The organism is Marinomonas sp. UCMA 3892 (genome assembly GCF_012726345.1).
Classification (GTDB): domain Bacteria; phylum Pseudomonadota; class Gammaproteobacteria; order Pseudomonadales; family Marinomonadaceae; genus Marinomonas.
Window position 1 is genome coordinate 214754 of the sequence record NZ_PTXN01000005.1, and the last position, 19426, is coordinate 234179.

Consider the following 19426-nt stretch of genomic DNA (forward strand, 5'->3'; position numbering starts at 1 on the left):
CCAGCAAGACTATGAAAACTGTATTAATAGCGAAACAGAATCTTGAGAAAACCTATTCAGGCGCTTGTCGTAGTGTTCATGAAGAGATCAAGTTTTTTTCTTCAGTTGGGTGTGAAGTACATACTATTTCAGAAAATGCTAATGTAGAAGATATAAAAAAGAGCGGAGGCATTTCACATAAATCAAAGCGTTTTTTCTGGCAGAAAAAATTTAAGCGTAGAATTCAATTTAGTAATGAAACTTTAAAGTTAGCTAAAAAAATCAAAGCGGATTTACTTATAGGTCATGGGGATTTACAGCATCCAGACGTTCATTTTATTCATAACTGCGTACATTTAGCAGCAGAAAAAATTCATAATAAGCCACTATCTAAAAATGATGAAATGTATTTAACCCATACGCCTATTTTTCAAAATCATCAGTTTAAGCATATTGTGGCGAACTCTTATTTGACAAAAAATGAGCTAATTGCACGTTTCTCTGTGCCTGAAAAAGATATATCGGTTATTTATCCTGCCATAGATGAAAGCCAGTTTAAAATTTTGTCTAACGAGGTTAAAGCTAGAATTCGAAAAGACCTGGATGTAAAAGAAGATGAGCTTTTAGTTGGTTTGGTTACCTCAGGTAATTTTAAAAAACGTGGTATTGACCGTTTTTTTGAAGCCATTCGTCTCTTGCCAGAAGAGATAGCTAACAAAACTCACTTTGTTTTCGTCGGAAAAGATCAATTGACTCAAGAGTTTCAGGCGATTTTAGACCGTTCTCCCTACAAAAATAGAGTGCGACAACTTCCTATTATTAATAATGACGAAGAATATTTTAATGCTCTAGATATCTTTGTTTTACCGGCGAGAATAGAAGAATTCGGGCGCGTTGTTGCTGAAGCTATGGCTTGTGGTGCACCTGTGATTACGACTAAATGGGTTGGTGCGAGCGAACTTATGAAAAATGAATCGGCTGGTTTTATCTACGATGGCGAAAGTAATCAAGTATTAGCTAATCTAATGGATGCTTTGCTAAGTGATAAGGCGCTGCGTGATCGAGTATCTTTGGAGAATCAAGAGTCTGCTAAAGAAGTGTATGAATCAGCATTAGATGAGAAATTTAATGCTGTTTTTAATCCTTATCTTCGTTGAATTTCAAGACATAGTGCATTCATAGAATGCACTATGTCTTTTCTAGTTTATAAGTCTTGTATCGCTTTTAGAACTGACAAATAACTTTTTTCTTCATACGCACCAAACCCGCTAAGTTGGCGGGCTTTTATTTTTGTGAAAATGGGTTGTGTTAAACCCGTTAAGAAGCGCGTAATCAATATCGCTGTGATTTGAGTCGCTGGGCTTTTGTTTCCAACATGTTGAGCGAATTCTCGAGCGTACTCTGCTAAATTATCCTGCCACGACACATCACTATCTAGGTCTGCTTGCTGTGAAAATACCAGAATTTTTCCTCGACAAACCGAACAATGGCCGCAGTGTTCTGGTGAATTTTGATCACCAAAATATCGAGCTAGATTATTATTCAAACAGCGATCTAATTGAAAGAAACGAATCATGGTAGCGATTCGTGCAACTTCAGCACTTTGTTTTTCTTCCACATATTGATGCAATTGGTTTGCTAATGTCTGATGGTGAAAATGCTCGCTATGGACTTGATACACTTCAGTCAGGCCTTTGCTTTCTAGCGTCAGAACATTGTGATCCGCAGCGAATTCCAAGACTTGCAATACGTCGCCTCGTGATAAGCCCGCTTCGTTAAATAGCTTATCAAAATCAGGTGTGCCCCAGATTTTCTTGTATTGGATGCCTTTTAGAATTGCTTGGTAGGCAGCTTGCCACTCGGTTGGGATTTGGTTGGCAAAAGCGATTCTATCGCCTTCCCATTTAATTTTGATATCCGCGTAAAAACTGTATTTTGGCGTGAGCGCACCGAATAATTCGAGCTGCACCAATAAGGTTTTGAGCGGTAAAGAGCGAATGTTAGTGAGATTGGATAATCCGTACACTTGTGTTTCCCATTCGTATTCAACTGTTTGCTCGGTAATGCAACGTAGTAAAGTGTCGATGTCTTGTGGCTCAGGTGTGTCACCATAAACAAAGTTTTCTAGGGTACTTAAACCTTCCAAACTGGCGAGCATTACACATCGGCTTGGTTGGTTATCTCGCCCCGCACGACCAATTTCTTGGCTGTAGTTTTCGATTGATTTGGGTAAATCAAAATGCACGACTAAACGAATATCAGATTTATCGATGCCCATGCCAAACGCAATGGTCGCAACGATAATGCGTGTTTTACTATTCATAAAGTCGGCTTGAATAGCGCTGCGAATATCACTATTCAAGCCTGCATGGTAGGCGACTGCTGAGTAGCCATCGGCTTGTAGAGCGCGAGCGACATCTTCGGCCGTTTTCTGCTGAGTCACGTATACTATGCTCGCGCCTTGGGTATCATTGAGGACATTTTTTAAAGTGTTTAGCTTTTCATAACGTTGTATTGGGATAAGATCAATATCTAAGTTGTGTCGGTAAAAGCCTGTTTGCACTATATGTTCAGGGTATATGGCAAACTTTTGCGCCATGTCTCTTTGCACTCTGCGTGTCGCCGTGGCAGTTAACAGTAAGACTAATGGAATGGCCAACTCTTGTTGATAAGAGGGGAGTTTTAGATAGTCCGGACGGAAGTTATGACCCCATTCTGAAATACAATGAGCTTCGTCGACGACTAACATAGAAATCGGAACGCGCTTGATAAAGCGACGAAAACGTTCGTTTTTAAAGCGTTCGACCGAGATCATTAAAATCTTAATAGCGCCACTCTGTACTCCAGACATAACAGCCTGGCTTTCATCTTTGCTTTGACTGGAATCTAAGCAAGCAGCGGGAATGCCTTTTGCGGTTAGAAATGTTAATTGATCATGCATCAAGGCAATCAATGGCGAGATAACTAGCGTCAAATTTGGCAGTTGAGTGGCGGTGAATTGGTAACACAATGATTTACCAGAACCCGTTGGGAAAACTGCGAGCGATGAGTGCCCGGTCAGAAGCTGTTTAATGGTTTGCTGTTGTCCTTCACGAAATTGGTCGAAACCGAACAAAGAATGAAGCGAGTGTTCTAGATGTGTTGTATTTGAAGGCATCATCGTGAAATTTGCCCCCATTCTAGTTCGCAATTTTTTAGTTCGTTTAAGTGATTTATCCAATAGTCTTCACTGCCAAACCAAGCAAAAGCTTTGGTAAAAGCAGGGTCATGCCAACGGCTTTGTAGCCATGCAGTGTAACTAATGACACGCACACATTTAAAAACATCGACTAAATCCAATTCACGAGTTTCAAAAGGCAAATAGGTCTCGTAACCTTCAATGATTTCGCTTAATTGTTGTCTTGGATTTTCTGTTTGAGTAATGTGTAACCATAAATCTTGAACGGCAACACCATTTTGGCAATCATCAAAATCTAATAAATGAAATTGGTCGTCGTGCAACATTAAGTTACTGCGGTGACTGTCTCCATGAATTGGACGCAACCGAGTTGGCCAATAACTCTTAATGCTGGTCTCGCACATATCTCGCAGCGTAGCGATTTGTCTAATATAAATAGGCTTGAGCTATTCTGGCAACTGTAATTCTTCTGCTAGTTCTGAATGCCCAAATACAGTACGCCCCGTTAAAATTTGATTAGCTGCATCATCCATTTGTGATAAAGGAGAGACACTGATGCGCTCTTTAAAAGGAGTTGTCGATAGAGTTTTGTGAAGCTGACCGATGAGTTCGCCAATTTGATAAAGCTGATCAAGGTTGTCTGCTTCAGGGTGTTGCCCAACTAGACGTGGAGACAAGCAAAAATACATGTCGTTATGACGAAGCAAACTCTCACCATTAAATTCCAATGGGGCGACAACAGGAACGCCTGCGGCTTTGAGCTTTAATAATGTTTGGTGTTCTTCTCTAATCTGCGCTTCGTTCCAGCGATCAGGACGGTAAAATTTTGCAATGACAGGAGATGCCTCTTCAATACCAATCTGATAAACCCTGTTTTCGTAGCTGTTTAATGGATAAATTCGAGAGTCACTCCATAGTCCTGTGGACTCTACAGCGTCTAAAATGGCATCTGGAAGAAGGGACGAAAAAGAATGAGTAGCCGTCATAATGGATGCTCTGATATTAAAGGATAAAAATGTGTAAGTGACGATAACGCCAATTTGAAAATTAGCGCATGACCATAACGGTGTGAAGGGATTATAGCAAGCCGAGGCGTTTTTTCAGTGTTTGTTTTTGAGCGTCGGAAAGAGGCGTTGCTTGTCCTGACTTAATCAGACGGCTCCATTGTTTCCAAGATTTAATGGCTTCGCCAACGTGATCTCGAGCCAGATATTGCTGAATTTCGACGCGAAAAGAGTTAGATATCGCAGCAGGGTTGGTCTTTCCAAAGGTTCGTAGACGAATAAGTGTACGCTTAAATTTATCTGCCAGTTTTGAGTTGTCTGAGCTGCTCGTCATCATATTGGTTAGGCACTTTAAATACTCATAATAGTATTCGACCTTTTCATGACTGGTTTCACGAGTTAATCGAATGACTTTTGAGTAAGCTTGTTCAGCAGTGGGCCAATCGTTTAATTGCATACTGATTTGAGCAAGTCGAAGAGCGCGTTCTGTAGAGCGTGGAGAGACTTCTAAAACGCTGATCATAGCCGCTTGAGCATCTTCTAGATTGCCTAAATCTTCGTGTGCGTCGGCAAGTAAATCATAAGCGGATAAATAATGACGGCTTAAAGCAATCGTGTGTTCTAGCTTTTTTATAGCGGCAGCAACTGTGCCGAGTTTGAGTTCACATAATGCAATGCCGTAATGTGCCCAAGCTAGGTTTTTGCTTTTTTGAATGATAAGCATGTAGTGGCTTTTGGCGTCTTTGTATCGACCTCTAGCATAGAGTGATTCGCCAATGATTTTTAAACATTGACTAGCAAAATGAGGGTATTGCAGCATGACTGCTTTGGCTTGCGCTTCCATTTTTTCAAAATCATTTTCCTTTCTAGCAGTATTAATGCTTTCGAAAGTTTTCTTTTGTTTTTGTACTCGCTCGAAACGACGAAAAAAAGCCGCTGGTGGGAAGGGTTTAACAAGATAGCTATCTGGTTGATATTCCAGCACGCTGACAACACTTTCATATGCTGTGTCGGCAGTAATCATTATAAAAATAGTAGAATGGTCTTGGGAGTAGTTCTTACGAGATGTCTCTAAAATTTGCTGGCCGTCAATGCTGCCGCCAAGATTATAGTCTGACAACACGACATCATAAGGTCTTTCTAGAATTCGCTTGATAGCAGATTGTCCAGAAGGTTCCACGTCTATATTAGAATAGCCCATTGACGTCATTAAGGACTTCAGCATGAGTCGCATCTCACCGATATCTTCGATGATCAAAACACGCTTTTTTGATAGGTCGATAAGTCCTTGATGGATATCGTTTGTGTTTTCAACGCCAAGGGCGATTACATCTGTCAAAGGTACTACCTGACTTTAATGAACTTGCAATAAGTCTAATGCCTTATTTATATCACTTGAAAAACGAAAAAACTTATAGTGATCGTAATTTTATAGCTCAAGTCTGGAGATTTTCGTTTTTTTTTATTTAATATCAATGGGGTAAGAGATATTTAGATTTGTTACAGAATGTAATTTATAAGGGGCATTTATCTAATAATAAGACTTTTTTGGGAAATTGAACTTTTCTGTGATCATCAGAGTTGGCGTAAGAAACGACAGTAGCTTCTTACGCCAATTATTTATAGGCCAAGCTTTCTTTTCAAAGTGAGTTCTTGATCATGCGAAATCGATGAGGCTTTCCCTGATAGTATTAATTGTTTCCATTGCTTCCATGATTTAATAGCATCATTTTTACGCTCACGATGAAGATGTTGCTGAACTTCTACACGAAAGGAGTTTGAGACAACAATAGGGTCGTCTTTTCCTAACATACGTAATCTTGTCAATGAGCGTTTAAGTTTTTCAGCAGTTTGTGGTGCTTGATCGTCATTTTCTTGTATCGCAATGAGGCATTTTAAATGCTCATAATAATATTCTATTTTTTCATGTTGAGTGTCTTTGGTTAAGCGAATGACGCGGAAATAGGCTTGCTCTGCCATTTTCCAATCTTTTAGTCGAACGCTAATCTTTCCAAGTTTTTTTGTTCTTGCTAGAGATCTAGGAGTTATCTCTAGGCTTGCTATCATTGCTTTTTGAGCTCCTTTTAAGTTACCTAGCCTTTCTTGTGTATTAGCAAGAGTGTCATACGCAGGTAAAAAATGACGGGTGAGGCTGATCGTTTTTTCTAAGCTTTTCACTGCAGATAATGGTTGCTCTAAGCCTAAATCACACTGTGCAACCCCGAAGTGAGCCCAAGAGGTCTCCTGTTTGTGTTTGAGTACTCGCATGTAATGTATCTTTGCTGCTTTGTATTCTTTTCTGGATAGCAATGATTCGCCAATAATTTTCAGGCATAAACTGCTGTATTGAGGGTGCTTAAGCATGATTGCTTTGGCCTCACTTTCCATCATCTCAAAATTCATTTTTCCTCTATATTCATCCACCTCAGAAAATATACTCTTTTGGAGCTTAATACGACTGAGTCGTTTGTGGAGAGTCGCAGGAGTAAATGGTTTCACCATATAACTATCGGGGCGATGTTCTATTGCGCTGACGACACTGTCATAGCCCGTATCGGCGGTAATCATAATGAAAATAGTAGAATGACTTAAAATGTTATTTCTTCGTGAGGTTTCTAAAACCTGTTGGCCGTTAATACGGCCACCAAGGTTATAGTCAGAAAGGATAATGTCGAAATGTTTAGCTGCTATACGCTTGAGTGCGCTTTGTCCAGAGGCTTCAGCTTCTATGTTTGTGTAGCCCAATGAGAGCATCATTGATCTCAGCATTAGGCGCATTTCATTCATGTCTTCAATGATTAGTACTGATTTTTTTGTAGTACTTTCTACACTATTTTTCTTACTATCCTCTGCAGTACGAATATCTATCACTGTTTAACTTTCCCAGCCTGATCTATTACAAAACAACTAATAAAATTACAAATGGTTACATTTTCGTTTTATATCATGCTTGGCTGAGTCGCCCTAGTGTTTTTAGATTGATTTAACTAGGAAAAGTTGTAATTAATAAGGAAGTAATGTTTTTAGAGCATCTCACTTATGCTCAATGCATTAAGTTCGCTGTCAGTACAAAAATATCCATATAGCCTTGGTCGCCATCAATTGGTTTTATGGGTTGAGCACTGTGGAAAAACTTACGATCGTTGAGGACGACAAACTCCCCTTTATCAAAATCATGGCTAATGAGTGCTGGGCTGTTTTTATCTAGATGTATATTGATATTACCACCTTCGATATTATGACGTTGCATTACATAAATACCGATACGATCAAAGCCATCTTGGTGAACTCCTTCAGGTGCAACTTCAGCGACTTTATGATCAGCAAAAATACGTAATTGATGTACTTCTATTGGTGTGCCATCAACCACACTAGCCATTTTCTGAAAGTGTTCAAATAATTCAATGAAGGCTAGATCTATGACTATTCTGTCGTCAATTTCCTCATAACTGCGCACAACGTTACCTTGGAAATGGTTGATGTTTTCATCTTGGACAAACGCTTGTGAAGGCAAACGCTTTAGCTGCCCTTGTTCAAATGTAAAGCGAGAATAACGACGCAAACGGAACTCACCATCAGCGTAAGGATTTGGTGGCAAATGATCAAAAGAAGGCGTTAGGTGATCAACACTATCAGGGGTTAGTTGTCCCAATTCAAGGTAGAAGGATTCTGTTTTAACTTTGTTAGTGATCATGACATTTATCCTCAATATGTGCCGTTGGCAGATTGTGCGCAACGGCGTTTTTATTTTTGTCGTGCTTCGTGAGCTTGCTTTCTAGTGTAGTTGGATTATGAGAGATTTTTTCTGCTTTTTATGTGTAGAAAAGCGAATTTATGGGATTGAAAATTCATTTATATCTATTTTTGTGCATTATTTATCTAATTTTGAGGAATGCTGTGTGCACTTCTATAAATGAATACTTTCCTAAAGAGAAGATATATTGCTAGGTGGAAATAGTTGTCTTTGATAATAGGATTTTTCCAATAACAAGCATGTTACGTTTTTTCAGTGCGACTTTAGTCTTATGTTCTTCGTTTTATATTGACCTTCAACAGCCATAGTTAAACACTGGGAATAAATAATAATGAAAAGGAAGGAAAGGACGATGGTTTATTTCCATTGGTGTGGTGTTGTAGGGCTTCTCGTAATTTTTATTTTAGGTTACATACAAGGCACTGTTCCTCAAGCATATGTTGGTTCTGGTCTTTTATTATGTGTCTTTTTAGTCTTGCCAAAAATAGTGCGAAGTACACCTACTCCGAGCCCTAAGGAGGCCGATGCCGCCAATGATAATGCGTCAACTTCGTTTTCTGAAGTGAGTAAAACAGCTACTCGTGCCACATCAAAGATGGCCATGGGGGCGGCTGAAGTGTCTCATTTTGTCGATACGTTAAGTAAAGACATACATCTTACTCATCATGATAGCGAACAGATTTCTCAAGCAGTAGAAACGCTGTCTGATACTGGATTGACGCTGTCGACTAACCTAGGTCAGCTAGCTCGCACTATGAGTGAAACGGCAGCATCGAGTAGAACAGCCCAAACAGCTTTGTCACAAAGTGCCGATCAGATCCATGAGCTCACAGGAAAAGTCCAAACCGCTAGTGAGCAATTAGCTTTATTAACCAAAAGTGCTGATGACATCGACAGTATCACAGAGGTTATTAAGGGCGTTTCTGAACAAACCAATCTATTAGCGCTCAATGCCGCAATTGAAGCGGCTCGCGCTGGTGAGCAAGGTCGAGGCTTTGCGGTGGTAGCGGATGAAGTACGAGCGCTAGCTGCTAAAAGTGCTAGTGCGTCAGAGCAAATTTCTAGTTTATTGACAGATGTACGCCGTAACAGCGAATTAACCAATCACGAAATGTCGTCATTAAAAGGCTTAACCGAATCTTTATCAACGACCTTGTTAGGAGAAACGCAGCGGTTTATTTCTTTAACAGAAGAGGTTCAAACTGCTTCTGCCGTATTGTCGGAAGTCGAAAGTGCAGGAGAGGAATTAGGCGCAGCCAGCACACAGATAAATGGTTCTATTTCGCGTATTCGTCATTCTCTGCAAGATATCTCTCAGCGCAGCGATAAATTGTCAAAAGAAGCATCAGGTTTAAGCAACGGAGCTGAAGTGGTTTTTAGGGAGCTAGACAAAGTTGATCAATCATTATTCTTTTCTGAGTTACTAATGGTTGCCAAAACATCTGCACAAGCCATTGGTCAGCTATTTGAAGAGGCAATCAAAAAGGGTGAGCTAACAGAGCAAGCTGTTTTTTCTAAAGACTACCGACCAGTCAATAATACAAATCCACAGAAATACAATACTTCCTATGATGCTTTTAGCGACCGTGCTTTTCCAGCTATTCAAGAAGCGGTTCTAGAAAAATATGAGCAGGTTATGTTTGCTGGTGCGGTGGATGTAAATGGCTACTTTCCAACCCATAATAAAAAATTTAGTCAGCCATTAAGCGGCGATTATGAAAAAGACTTGGTGAACAACCGTAGCAAACGCATTTTTAATGATGCCACTGGCAGCCGATGTGGTGCTCATACGGACAGTTTTTTATTGCAAACTTATAAACGCGATACGGGAGAAATTCTCCATGACCTTTCTGTGCCCATTTTTGTAAATGGTAAGCATTGGGGTGGTTTCCGCATGGGGTTCAAGTCTTCAGTTTCATCTAATAGTGAAAGCTAGTAAGAAATCTCTACTTGGTATTTACCCAGTTGTGTAGACATAGATACGCTATAGTGACGGTCGTTATTACTTCATGGTGGTTATGACTGATGAGCAAACCGGAAAATGTTGAGAGCACAGTTGTTGATAGGGAAAGAGTTGATAGTGGAATAAAAACATTCTTGCCGTTTTTGCGTCCATATCGACGTCATATAGTGCTTGCTTTGGTCGCTTTAATGGTCACTGCTGGCACCATGTTGAGTTTAGGCAAAGGCGTGCAGTTGCTTATTGATCAAGGCTTGGCCTCAGGTTCGGAAGCAGGGTTAACGCAGGCTTTAATGATATTTATTGGCTTGGTTTTTCTGTTGGGAATCGGCAGTTTTTGTCGTTTTTATCTGGTGTCATGAATAGGGGAGCGCGTGGTAGCCGACATTCGTCAAGCCGTGTTCGCGCATTTGCTCACTTTGTCGCCATCCTTCTTTGAAGATAATTCTCCTAGTGAGATTCAATCCCGTATTACCTCTGATACCACGCTTTTACAAAGCGTGATTGGCTCTTCTTTGTCGATTGCCTTACGCAGCAGTTTGATGTTGATTGGTGGGATTTTATTCTTGCTGGTGATGCATTTTAAATTAACGCTTATTTTGCTGACCTGCGTACCTTTTGTGATTGTTCCCGTAGTGTATTTTGGCCGTCGAGTGCGTCGTTTATCCCGTGATAGCCAAGATGAAGTAGCGAATGTCGGGCGTTATTTATCGCAAGCATTGCGTCACATAAAAGTGGTGCAAGCTTTCACTCATGAAAAACATGATGCGCAGCGTTTTTCAGCAACGGTTGACCGTGCCTTCAACGTAAGTGTGAAACGCATTCAGCAGCGCTCTTGGCTCACTCTGATGGTCATTTTGTTATCGATGAGTGGCATTGGGGTGATGTTGTGGTTTGGTGGTAAAGACGTCATCTCAGGAGCGATCAGTGCTGGTGATCTAGCAAGCTTCTTGTTTTATTCTATTATTGTCGCTGGCGCTGTTGGTGCCATTTCTGAAGTAATGGGCGAGTTGCAGCGCGCAGCAGGGGCAGCTGAGCGCATTATGGAGTTGCTCAGTGCCAAAAGTGCGGTGGTAAGTGGTTCTAGTGAGTTTCCTTCTCAGCGCATGGCTGACATTCGTCAGGGTGAAGAAGTTATTAAGTTTGATAATGTCGAGTTTCGTTATCCCACAAGACCGGATTATGCGGCGTTGAAGAATCTTTCTTTTTCTATCAAGCAGGGTGAAATGCTGGCTTTAGTTGGGCCGTCAGGAGCCGGTAAATCTACCTTGTTTGAATTGTTGCTGCGTTTTTATGATCCCCAACAGGGCGGTATTTATCTGGCGGGAGAGAATATTAAAGCGTACTCCTTAGACGATCTGCGCCAGCACTTTGCTCTAGTGCCACAAGAAACAGTTCTCTTCGATCAAACCGTTTACGACAATTTGGGGTATGCCAATCGTAATGCCAGCAAAGAATCCATCCAGTACGCGGCGGAACAAGCCAATGCTCATGAATTTATTACGCGTTTAGACCAAGGTTACGAAACGCGCTTGGGTGAAGATGGTGTTCGACTCTCAGGTGGGCAAAGACAGCGTGTTGCTATTGCTCGGGCGATATTAAAAGACGCACCCATTTTATTATTAGATGAAGCCACAAGCGCTCTCGATGCAGAAAGCGAAAATAAGGTTCAAGCCGCACTGGAACCCTTGATGAAAGGCAGAACCACCTTGGTAATTGCCCATCGCTTGGCAACGGTTCTGAATGCTGATCGGATTATCGTTATGGATCAAGGAGAAATTATCGCCCAAGGCACGCATGGTGAATTACTCGAAACCTGTGCCTTGTATAAACGATTAGCCGACTTACAGTTTAATCAACATGATGACGCTCAATCAGATTAAAATTTAGCAACAAACACTCCACGATAAGCACAATGGAGTGTGCTGTTTTCTGTAATGGATAACCCAGGAGTTTGATAAAGTGTTTCTATGTTGTTTTCTGTAGGTAACGGAATACTAAGTGGCACATCGTCACTATAGAATATTATCCAAAAACTGCTAGAAAGATCGGCTGGTGTTAGTGTTAATGCAATGAAATGCCGACCGTCATCGGCCCAATTTTCGATTGTCATAGGCTCACTTTGTTCGTTGAGCCAATGGATTTTATCCGATGACGCATGCTGATATAGCGGATCATCTTCCAGGCGGATTTCTGCAAAAATTGGATAGGCTTTTCGTAATGCCATAAGTGTTGCTATGGTGTTTTTTATTGCCGCTCTTGCAAGGCTTGTTTCTGTGTCTACGTCTAGCCAAGTTTGCCAAGTAATGTCGTTGTCTTGGCAATAGGCATTGTTGTTACCTTGTTGACTATGGGACAGTTCGTCACCACCTAAAATATGTGGCGTGCCTTGGCTTAATAGCAGCGTCGCCATAAAACAAAGCTGCTGATTCAAGCGCTGTGCTTGAATATCTTTGTCGTCTGTTTCTCCTTCTGCACCAAAGTTTTGACTGATATTTTCACCATGACCATCACGGTTTTCTTCCATGTTGGCAAGATTATGACGATGGTGATAAGACACCAAATCCTTCATTGTGTAGCCATCGTGGTAAGTGATGTAGTTAACCGAGTTTAGCGCACTTTTCTGGCCTTTATGGAAATAGTCTCTTGACCCCATAAGGCGAGTTGCCAATTCTGGAACTAAGCCATCATCGCCACGCCAAAAACGGCGAACCGTGTCTCGGTATTTGTCGTTGCACTCAAGAAAACCTCTTGGGAATTGTCCCACTTGATAGCCGTTTGGACCTATGTCCCAAGGCTCCATGACGAGACATGTTTCGCTTAGCACAGGGTCTTGCAAGATGGCTTGCAGTAAGGGGGCTTTGGCTGTGAAATCGTGATTTGTTCGACCAAGATCCACACCTAAATCAAAGCGGAAACCATCGACGCCCATCACGTCAACCCAATAACGCATACTGTCGCAGATAAGACGGATGCTGGTGGGATTGTAGGTATCGACGCAGTTACCACAGCCCGTGTAGTTTAAATATTGTCCATCTTGATGGCGATAATAGCGTGCATTGTCTAAGCCGCGGTAACACACGCTGGATTGATCTATCTCGCTTTCTGCTGTGTGGTTATAAACAACATCTAGAATTACCTCAAAGCCAGCTTGGCGAAGCCCGTCTATCATCTGTTGGAATTCTGAAACTGGGTCTTTTATGGCATAAGAGGGCTCAACGGCAAAAAAGCTAATGGGGTTGTAGCCCCAATAATTGCTTAATTCGAGTTGTTGCAGGTGTCTCTCTGTCATAAAACTAAAACAGGGCATTAGCTGAATGGTTGTTATGTTGAGGCTTTTTAAATGTTCGATACCTGGAGCAGAAATAACACCAAGGTAAGTACCTCGCAGTGCGTCTTCAATAGGTAGGTTCTTACTGAAACCTTTGACATGCAATTCATATAAAGCGCGGCTTGAAGGCGTGACTTTGACTCTTGCTGGACGATTTTTTTTGGCTTCGATAGTACGGACAATAGATTTAGGAACGCAATATGCGGAGTCAGCAGGATGTGCTTGACCTTCTTTTGTTATCGCTGCTTGGTCTTCGTGCCAAACCAATTTGCTGCTTAATTCTTTTGCATAAGGGTCAATAAGTAGTTTGCGCTCATTGTAGAGCAATTGACGCTCAGGTTTGAATTCACCTTCCGCCCTTAAGCCATAGTTTTGGCCTTCTTTTAAACCAAGTACTTCCATGTACCAGATGCCGTTACTTTTATTAATAAAAGGCAAAGGTTTTTGTTCGTTTCCTTCTTGATCAAAAAGGCATAAATACAACTGAATAGCGTCTTCAGCAACAACGGCGAAATTAACACCGTTTTCAGTCACTGTGGCACCTAGAGGAAAAGGGGAGCCATCGGAAATTTGGTGTGCTTGGTTCATTAATACCTCTAGATGCTATTTATGTTGCTGTTGTTATTACTAAATGTTGTTAATGCTAGAGATTAAGACTCGCCTAGCCATTTTAATAAAACGCCAGCAAGTGGTGGTACTTGCAGTTCAATACTTTGATCACGGCCATGGCTGACAATAGTTTGCGTATCGTATTCTTTGCTTTTGGCAAAGCCACTGCCAGTATAGCTTGTCTCATCCGTATCTATGATGACTTGGTAACGACCTGCTTTTGGCACACCAATTCGGTAGTTGCCATGGGGGGTTGGTGTAAAGTTAATCACAGCGACCGCGTGTTCATCACTGTCTTTGGCTTTACGGGCAAAGGCCAAAATACTGTTGGCGCTGTCATCGTAGCTGATCCATTCAAAGCCTAGATAAGAATGATCAAACTGCAAACTCGCTTCATTTTTATAAAGATGGTTTAGGTCTTTTGATAGCGTTTGCTGAGCCTTATGGAAATCTGTGTCTAACAAGTGCCAATCCAAAGAGCGTTCATGGCTCCATTCTTGACCTTGTGCAAACTCGTTACCCATGAAGTTGAGTTTCTTGCCAGGATGGAAATACATGTAAGCCGAAAATGCGCGTAAATTAGCGAATTTCTGCCAAGCATCTCCGGGCATTTTAGTGATCATCGAGCCTTTGCCATGTACCACTTCATCGTGAGATATCGGCAGAACAAATTGCTCATCAAAGGCGTACACCATACTAAAGCTAAGCTCGCCCTGATGATGCTGGCGATAAATCGGATCGCGCTTTATATATGCAAGCGAGTCGTTCATCCAGCCCATGTTCCATTTGAAGCCAAAGCCCAAACCATTCATATAAGTTGGTTTAGACACACCTGGAAAGGCGGTAGATTCTTCGGCTACGGTAAAGCAGCGCGGATGATTCAAGTACACGGTTTCGTTTAAACGGCGTAAAAAATCAATGGCTTCGTAGTTATGATTGCCACCATCTTTGTTAGGTATCCATTCACCGTCTTCACGGGAATAATCCAAATACAACATAGATGCCACAGCATCAACGCGCAAACCATCGATGTGGAATTCTTCTAACCAATAAACCGCATTACTGATTAGGTAATTCACTACATGCTCTTTACCAAAATCATAGATCAGCGAATTCCATTCTGGATGCCAGCCTTTTTTAGGGTCTGGGTATTCGTATTGTTTGGAACCATCGAAGTTTGCTAAACCGTGGCTGTCGGCTGGAAAATGCGCAGGAACCCAATCCATGATCACACCAATGTTGGCTTGATGAAGCGCATCGACAAGGGCTTTGAAATCTTCTGGTGTACCAAATCGAGATGTTACAGCATACAAACCGACAGGCTGATAGCCCCAAGATCCATCGAATGGGTATTCAGTAATAGGCAATAATTCGACGTGTGTGTAGCCCATTTCTTGAATATAAGGAACCAGCTGATCTTTCATTTCAAGATACGTCAGCGGTTGATTGTCACCTTTGCGACGCCATGAACCTATGTGCAATTCATAAATGCTCATGGGTCTTTCATAGATGTCTTCGATAGGGCGTTTAACCCAAGCGTCGTCTTGCCATACGTGCTTATTATCAAAACAGGTTACGCTGGCAAAGGATGGATATTGTTCAATACGCTGTGCATATGGATCACTGCGATGAGGAAGAATCTCGCCGGATTTCGCGCGAATCTCGAATTTATAACGAGCACCGTGATTAACGTCTGGAATAAACAGTCGCCAAATACCATCACCGTTGCTCGACATAGGATGAATACGACCATCCCAAGCATTAAAGTCGCCAACGACAGATACGGATCGGGCGGCTGGTGCATAAACCGCAAAACGTGTGCCTTGAATGGTGAGCTTATCGTTTACCTTAGCACCAGCGCGAATCGCGCCTTGGCTTTTGTACTGGTTCGCTTGATGATGTTTGGGGTCAACAAAGGTCGTACTAGGGAACTGGTATGGGTCAACCAGCGTATAAGTGCTTTCGTCTTTATAAGTAATTTCAAGACGATAATGAAAACGCGTGTTTTCTTTTGGCCATTCGGCGTGAAACAGGCCTTTGTCATTGGTTTCGCTCATTGTAGCGAGCACTTTGTCTGAATCTATGGCCAATACACGAATAGAAATCGCTTCCGGTTGCCAAACCAGTAGCGACAAACCTTTTTTAGATGGTGATGATTGTAGTCCTAAACAGCCAAAGGGGTCTGAACAATGTGCATTCAGCACATCGTTAATTAGGGCGTTTTTTATTAAATCCATTCACTTCTCCAGCAAGAGTGAGTGTGTTAACTCGATGAGTGTTGGTGCTGATGACTGTGAAGTTTACTCACTGCCCAACGCAAATATTGGTTTACTTTATTAGGTGTTATTTGTGCAAATTCATCTAATGCGGCTTCTGCCCAACGTTCTTCTGGGTGTTCTGCTTGATGTTGCTTGGCATGATCCAAAGCCGCTTGAGAGACGAGCACCGGCAAGTTGATTTCTTGATCAAACTTGCAGTTTTTATGTTGCTGACAAAACTGTATGAAGGCATACAAACCTTCAAAAATAAGGCTCTTATACCAGCTTGGATGAATGTCTGATGTTAAAGTTTCAATCAACAAGGCAAAGGTATCTTCGCCTGGAGTCATAGAACTGAGCGCACGCTTGCAATCCAGTGCGGTATTACTCTGTGAATCACCAAACACAATGGTATTTACATGACTTAAACTTCCCCAGAGTTGCAATAACATAGATTCTGGGAGCTTAGTGATCATACCTTGCTCAGAACGCCAGTCAAACCAGTCGACATCTTTCATCTTGCTTTGTGCGTCGGTACTGTTGTGATAACGCATGTTATTTGCCACATGTGCGTATTCATCGTGCTTCTGTTGTAACACTTGAGTGAGTGCTTCGTAAAGCTCACTAGGGGAGACCTTAGATAATGTGTCAAAAACTGGTGCATCGTCTTCTGGATCAAATTGTCGAGCACAAAGCATGGCCAAATTGTGAATGCGAATAGTACGAACACCTGAAAAAAACTCAGGGTGTACTTTAATTAGTGTACCTGCTATAGCAATTAACTCATGGCAAATAACTAGACCAATCGGCGATGACGAGACACTTCTCAGCATGTCTAAAATGGCATCTTGATGCAGTGGTGAACTGATATCGATTTCTGTTTCTGGCGTTTCCCCAATTACTAATAAGCGCTGGCGAACCGTAATGTCGGCAATATACGTCGCTAGATCTGTTGAAGGCTTTAGAATCAGAGAATACAGTATTCGTGCAGGGCGCCAGTTTTCTGACAATAGCGTTTGAAGGTAGACGCTGTTTAATACTTTATAGGCAGTAATCGCGGGTGTTGAGTTTGGTATAGTGCTCATTAACGCACGACGACCACCAAGCTCCATTAGGCAATCTACCGCTTCGTCTAAGCTAGGTTGATCAACTAAGCGAGCAAGCAGAGCATCGGTTTCGGCTGCTTTAATACTAGCAGTATCATAGGCTTTTGGCTTTTCAGCTAAAGGCCAAGGTGTATCGTGCACTGGGAGCTTAGTTTCTAGCTGTTTATGATCAAGGGAGTTGATGATAATGGCACGCCTATTACCCGATTTAAAGGCATTTTTAGCCGATTGCGGGATCACGCGGAACTCTTCGTGCTCACGTTTTTGCAGCAAACGAATAAACTCAAACAGTTCATCACTGCCTTTCATTTCGCTCATGGCTTCATCAATGAGAATGCTGAAAACGGCATTTGCTTGATAATACCAATGGTTGGCGATGGTTTTTAATTCATTACGAATATGAGCTTGGAATAGGCTAGGATCAATTTTTCGATAGTCTTTGTCTTCATTTTGAATCCAAGACAAACACAAGTAACTTTCGTCATTAATACTAAATGCCTGAGATGTAGCCAAGCTATTTAGTGCACGGTTAGGACGACCGGTAAGACCTAACGTCTCTGAAGCACCTAGGTGGCGATAGGTTTCAACTAACTGGTCTGCACTAATGGCTTTCAGTGGTGCAATATCTTCTAATGTTTGGCATAAGCAACCGGCATTTAAAAGCTTTTGTTTAACCTTGTCGTTTTGCGCCAAAATGACCATGGATGTGGTGACTTTATTTGGCCTGTGCTGAATGCGGTGTAAACCAAGTGGATCTAAATCATCAGTGGTGATGAGTTCTTCATCGAGCATCTTGCCGACTAAGAATAAGCTCTGCGCCCAAACCAAGGGTAAATTGTCATTAGGAAGGCGCTTTTGAGATCCTGGTCTTTCTTTCTCAGCGAGAATGCTTTCTTGGGGAACATAGTAAAGTTCAGGAAGCAGCATTTGCCCATCTTTTTCAACCATTAAAGATTCAAGTTTATGGCGATAAAAGTTGGCGCTTTCCCAATCACGAGCGAACAATCGATCAATATAAAGATAAGTAAAAAATAGCGGCCATTCGGATTCAATGTGCTCGAAATTAATTAACTCATCGTACTCGTAATAGATTCGGCTTTGATCTTCTAGCTCAGATTGGTGACCGTCTAATAAAAAGCGTTTACAGCCGTATTCGCCGCCCAACTTGCTAATGATTTCTTTGCGTGTCCGGCGAGTTAATTTTTCATCGTTTACCGCAAAGGCTGGAAAGCCAATGATACTGAGAATAGCGCTATCCACTTCTTTGGAGCGAGATTCCTTAGGTAGTAGCGATTGCAATACAGAACCCGCGCGAGCGACGGCATCAGCAAAGGAATGTACTACTGCCCACTCGGGACCCTCTTCACCAAATAAATTCAATCCGTCCATAGCTTCCATGGCGGCCTTTGCCATACCAACGGAGCTGGCGTTTATTTCGGCTTTGCCATTATTTACTTTATTGCCACGCTCCCAAATGCCGTAATCTGGGGTGCGATAAGTACGCGAAATATAATAAATAAGGTTTTGGATGAAGTTGAATTCGTCACGAGAAAAGATCAGCTTGCTGCCAGCTTTGGTCATTTGCGCCAACATCAATAAATAAAAGCTAGTGGCATCAATTTGCAAATGTCCCCAGGCATCATCCGCCACGGCTTCTAAACCGGTTTTTGTATCATATTTAGCATGCAGTGCATCTTTAGGATCAAGACTATGCTTGAAGGCTTCCACTTTATGGGATTGACGCATCATGGCGAATAATAAGCCACGCATCATTTTTATACAGGCGAATTCAAGTTCATTGGCGCGTTTTTGCGGATTCGATGCACGCTTATAGGCTAGGTGTAAGGCCCATACGGCTTGAATACTGTAGACATTGTCTCGCACCCAAGCATCGGTGTAATTACCGTGATTATTGATGCTGGTGCTTGCAGGAAAAAGTCCTGTCACTGGATGTTGGCGGGTTAGGATAACCGCTTGAATATGTTGATAAAGAGAATCTAGCTTATCGTGCGTATCAGACGCCATGTTCGATCCTTTATAAAACTCTGTTGTTTAAGCTTAAAGCTTAGTTCGTACTATAGTACTAATTAAGTCTAAAACCACTATACCCAAACATAATGTGACTCACCAAGAAGTTAAAGTGGTAAAGAAGCTTCTTTTTCACTTAATTTTTAAAAATATCGTGATTTCAATCAAGTCAGGCATTTATGCACAAAATGTGAGCAGGAAATATTACTTAAGTGCAGT

Annotated in this window: 13 protein-coding genes; 4 read left to right on the forward strand and 9 right to left on the reverse strand. The window is 41.7% G+C overall.

Features of this window, described 5'->3' with window-relative positions; genetic code table 11:
- Window positions 1-11 precede the first annotated feature (11 nt).
- The gene (locus B6N13_RS08835) at window positions 12-1136 is read left to right on the forward strand and encodes a glycosyltransferase family 4 protein (RefSeq protein ID WP_169459118.1); all 1125 of its coding nucleotides are present in this window, start codon (window positions 12-14) and stop codon (window positions 1134-1136) included.
- Window positions 1137-1183: 47 nt separating this feature from the next.
- On the opposite strand, the gene B6N13_RS08840 is transcribed toward B6N13_RS08835, so the two are convergent.
- The 6 genes from B6N13_RS08840 to B6N13_RS08860 all read right to left on the reverse strand — a co-directional run bounded on the left by B6N13_RS08840 (window position 1184) and on the right by B6N13_RS08860 (window position 7855).
- Window positions 1184-3139, reverse strand: a complete 1956-nt coding sequence (locus tag B6N13_RS08840) for a RecQ family ATP-dependent DNA helicase (protein WP_169459119.1) — start codon at window positions 3137-3139, stop codon at window positions 1184-1186.
- Window positions 3136-3561: a phosphotransferase gene (locus B6N13_RS23350; RefSeq protein WP_248280272.1), complete on the reverse strand. Its 426-nt coding sequence runs from the start codon at window positions 3559-3561 to the stop codon at window positions 3136-3138. The genes B6N13_RS08840 and B6N13_RS23350 overlap by 4 nt, the downstream gene beginning before the upstream one ends.
- Before the next feature lie 42 nt (window positions 3562-3603).
- Window positions 3604-4143: a serine/threonine protein kinase gene (locus B6N13_RS23355; RefSeq protein WP_248280273.1), complete on the reverse strand. Its 540-nt coding sequence runs from the start codon at window positions 4141-4143 to the stop codon at window positions 3604-3606.
- Window positions 4144-4234: 91 nt separating this feature from the next.
- Window positions 4235-5500: a response regulator gene (locus B6N13_RS08850; RefSeq protein WP_169459120.1), complete on the reverse strand. Its 1266-nt coding sequence runs from the start codon at window positions 5498-5500 to the stop codon at window positions 4235-4237.
- Between the two features lie 281 nt (window positions 5501-5781).
- The gene (locus B6N13_RS08855; protein ID WP_169459121.1) at window positions 5782-7032 is read right to left on the reverse strand and encodes a response regulator; all 1251 of its coding nucleotides are present in this window, start codon (window positions 7030-7032) and stop codon (window positions 5782-5784) included.
- 172 nt (window positions 7033-7204) lie between these two features.
- Window positions 7205-7855: a 2OG-Fe dioxygenase family protein gene (locus B6N13_RS08860; protein ID WP_012069173.1), complete on the reverse strand. Its 651-nt coding sequence runs from the start codon at window positions 7853-7855 to the stop codon at window positions 7205-7207.
- Window positions 7856-8267: 412 nt separating this feature from the next.
- Between B6N13_RS08860 and B6N13_RS08865 the strand changes: the two genes are divergently transcribed.
- The 3 genes from B6N13_RS08865 to B6N13_RS08870 all read left to right on the forward strand — a co-directional run bounded on the left by B6N13_RS08865 (window position 8268) and on the right by B6N13_RS08870 (window position 11758).
- On the forward strand, window positions 8268-9851 hold the full coding sequence (locus tag B6N13_RS08865; RefSeq protein WP_248280274.1) for a methyl-accepting chemotaxis protein: 1584 nt from the start codon (window positions 8268-8270) through the stop codon (window positions 9849-9851).
- 89 nt (window positions 9852-9940) lie between these two features.
- Window positions 9941-10237 (forward strand): hypothetical protein, encoded by a 297-nt coding sequence (locus B6N13_RS23670; protein ID WP_348981532.1) that lies wholly within the window; start codon window positions 9941-9943, stop codon window positions 10235-10237.
- Between the two features lie 12 nt (window positions 10238-10249).
- Window positions 10250-11758 carry an ABC transporter transmembrane domain-containing protein gene (locus tag B6N13_RS08870; protein ID WP_348981533.1) on the forward strand — a complete coding sequence of 503 codons (1509 nt, stop codon included), beginning with the start codon at window positions 10250-10252 and terminating at the stop codon, window positions 11756-11758.
- On the opposite strand, the gene glgX is transcribed toward B6N13_RS08870, so the two are convergent.
- The 3 genes from glgX to B6N13_RS08885 all read right to left on the reverse strand — a co-directional run bounded on the left by glgX (window position 11755) and on the right by B6N13_RS08885 (window position 19204).
- Window positions 11755-13794: a glycogen debranching protein GlgX gene (glgX, locus tag B6N13_RS08875; protein ID WP_169459123.1), complete on the reverse strand. Its 2040-nt coding sequence runs from the start codon at window positions 13792-13794 to the stop codon at window positions 11755-11757. The two genes, B6N13_RS08870 and glgX, sit on opposite strands and share 4 nt — an antisense overlap.
- A 62-nt stretch (window positions 13795-13856) precedes the next feature.
- Complete coding sequence (gene glgB / locus B6N13_RS08880) at window positions 13857-16052, reverse strand: 1,4-alpha-glucan branching protein GlgB (protein ID WP_012069177.1); 2196 nt, start codon at window positions 16050-16052, stop codon at window positions 13857-13859.
- Window positions 16053-16078: 26 nt separating this feature from the next.
- Window positions 16079-19204: a glycoside hydrolase family 15 protein gene (locus tag B6N13_RS08885; RefSeq protein ID WP_012069178.1), complete on the reverse strand. Its 3126-nt coding sequence runs from the start codon at window positions 19202-19204 to the stop codon at window positions 16079-16081.
- Between the last annotated feature and the right edge of the window lie 222 nt (window positions 19205-19426).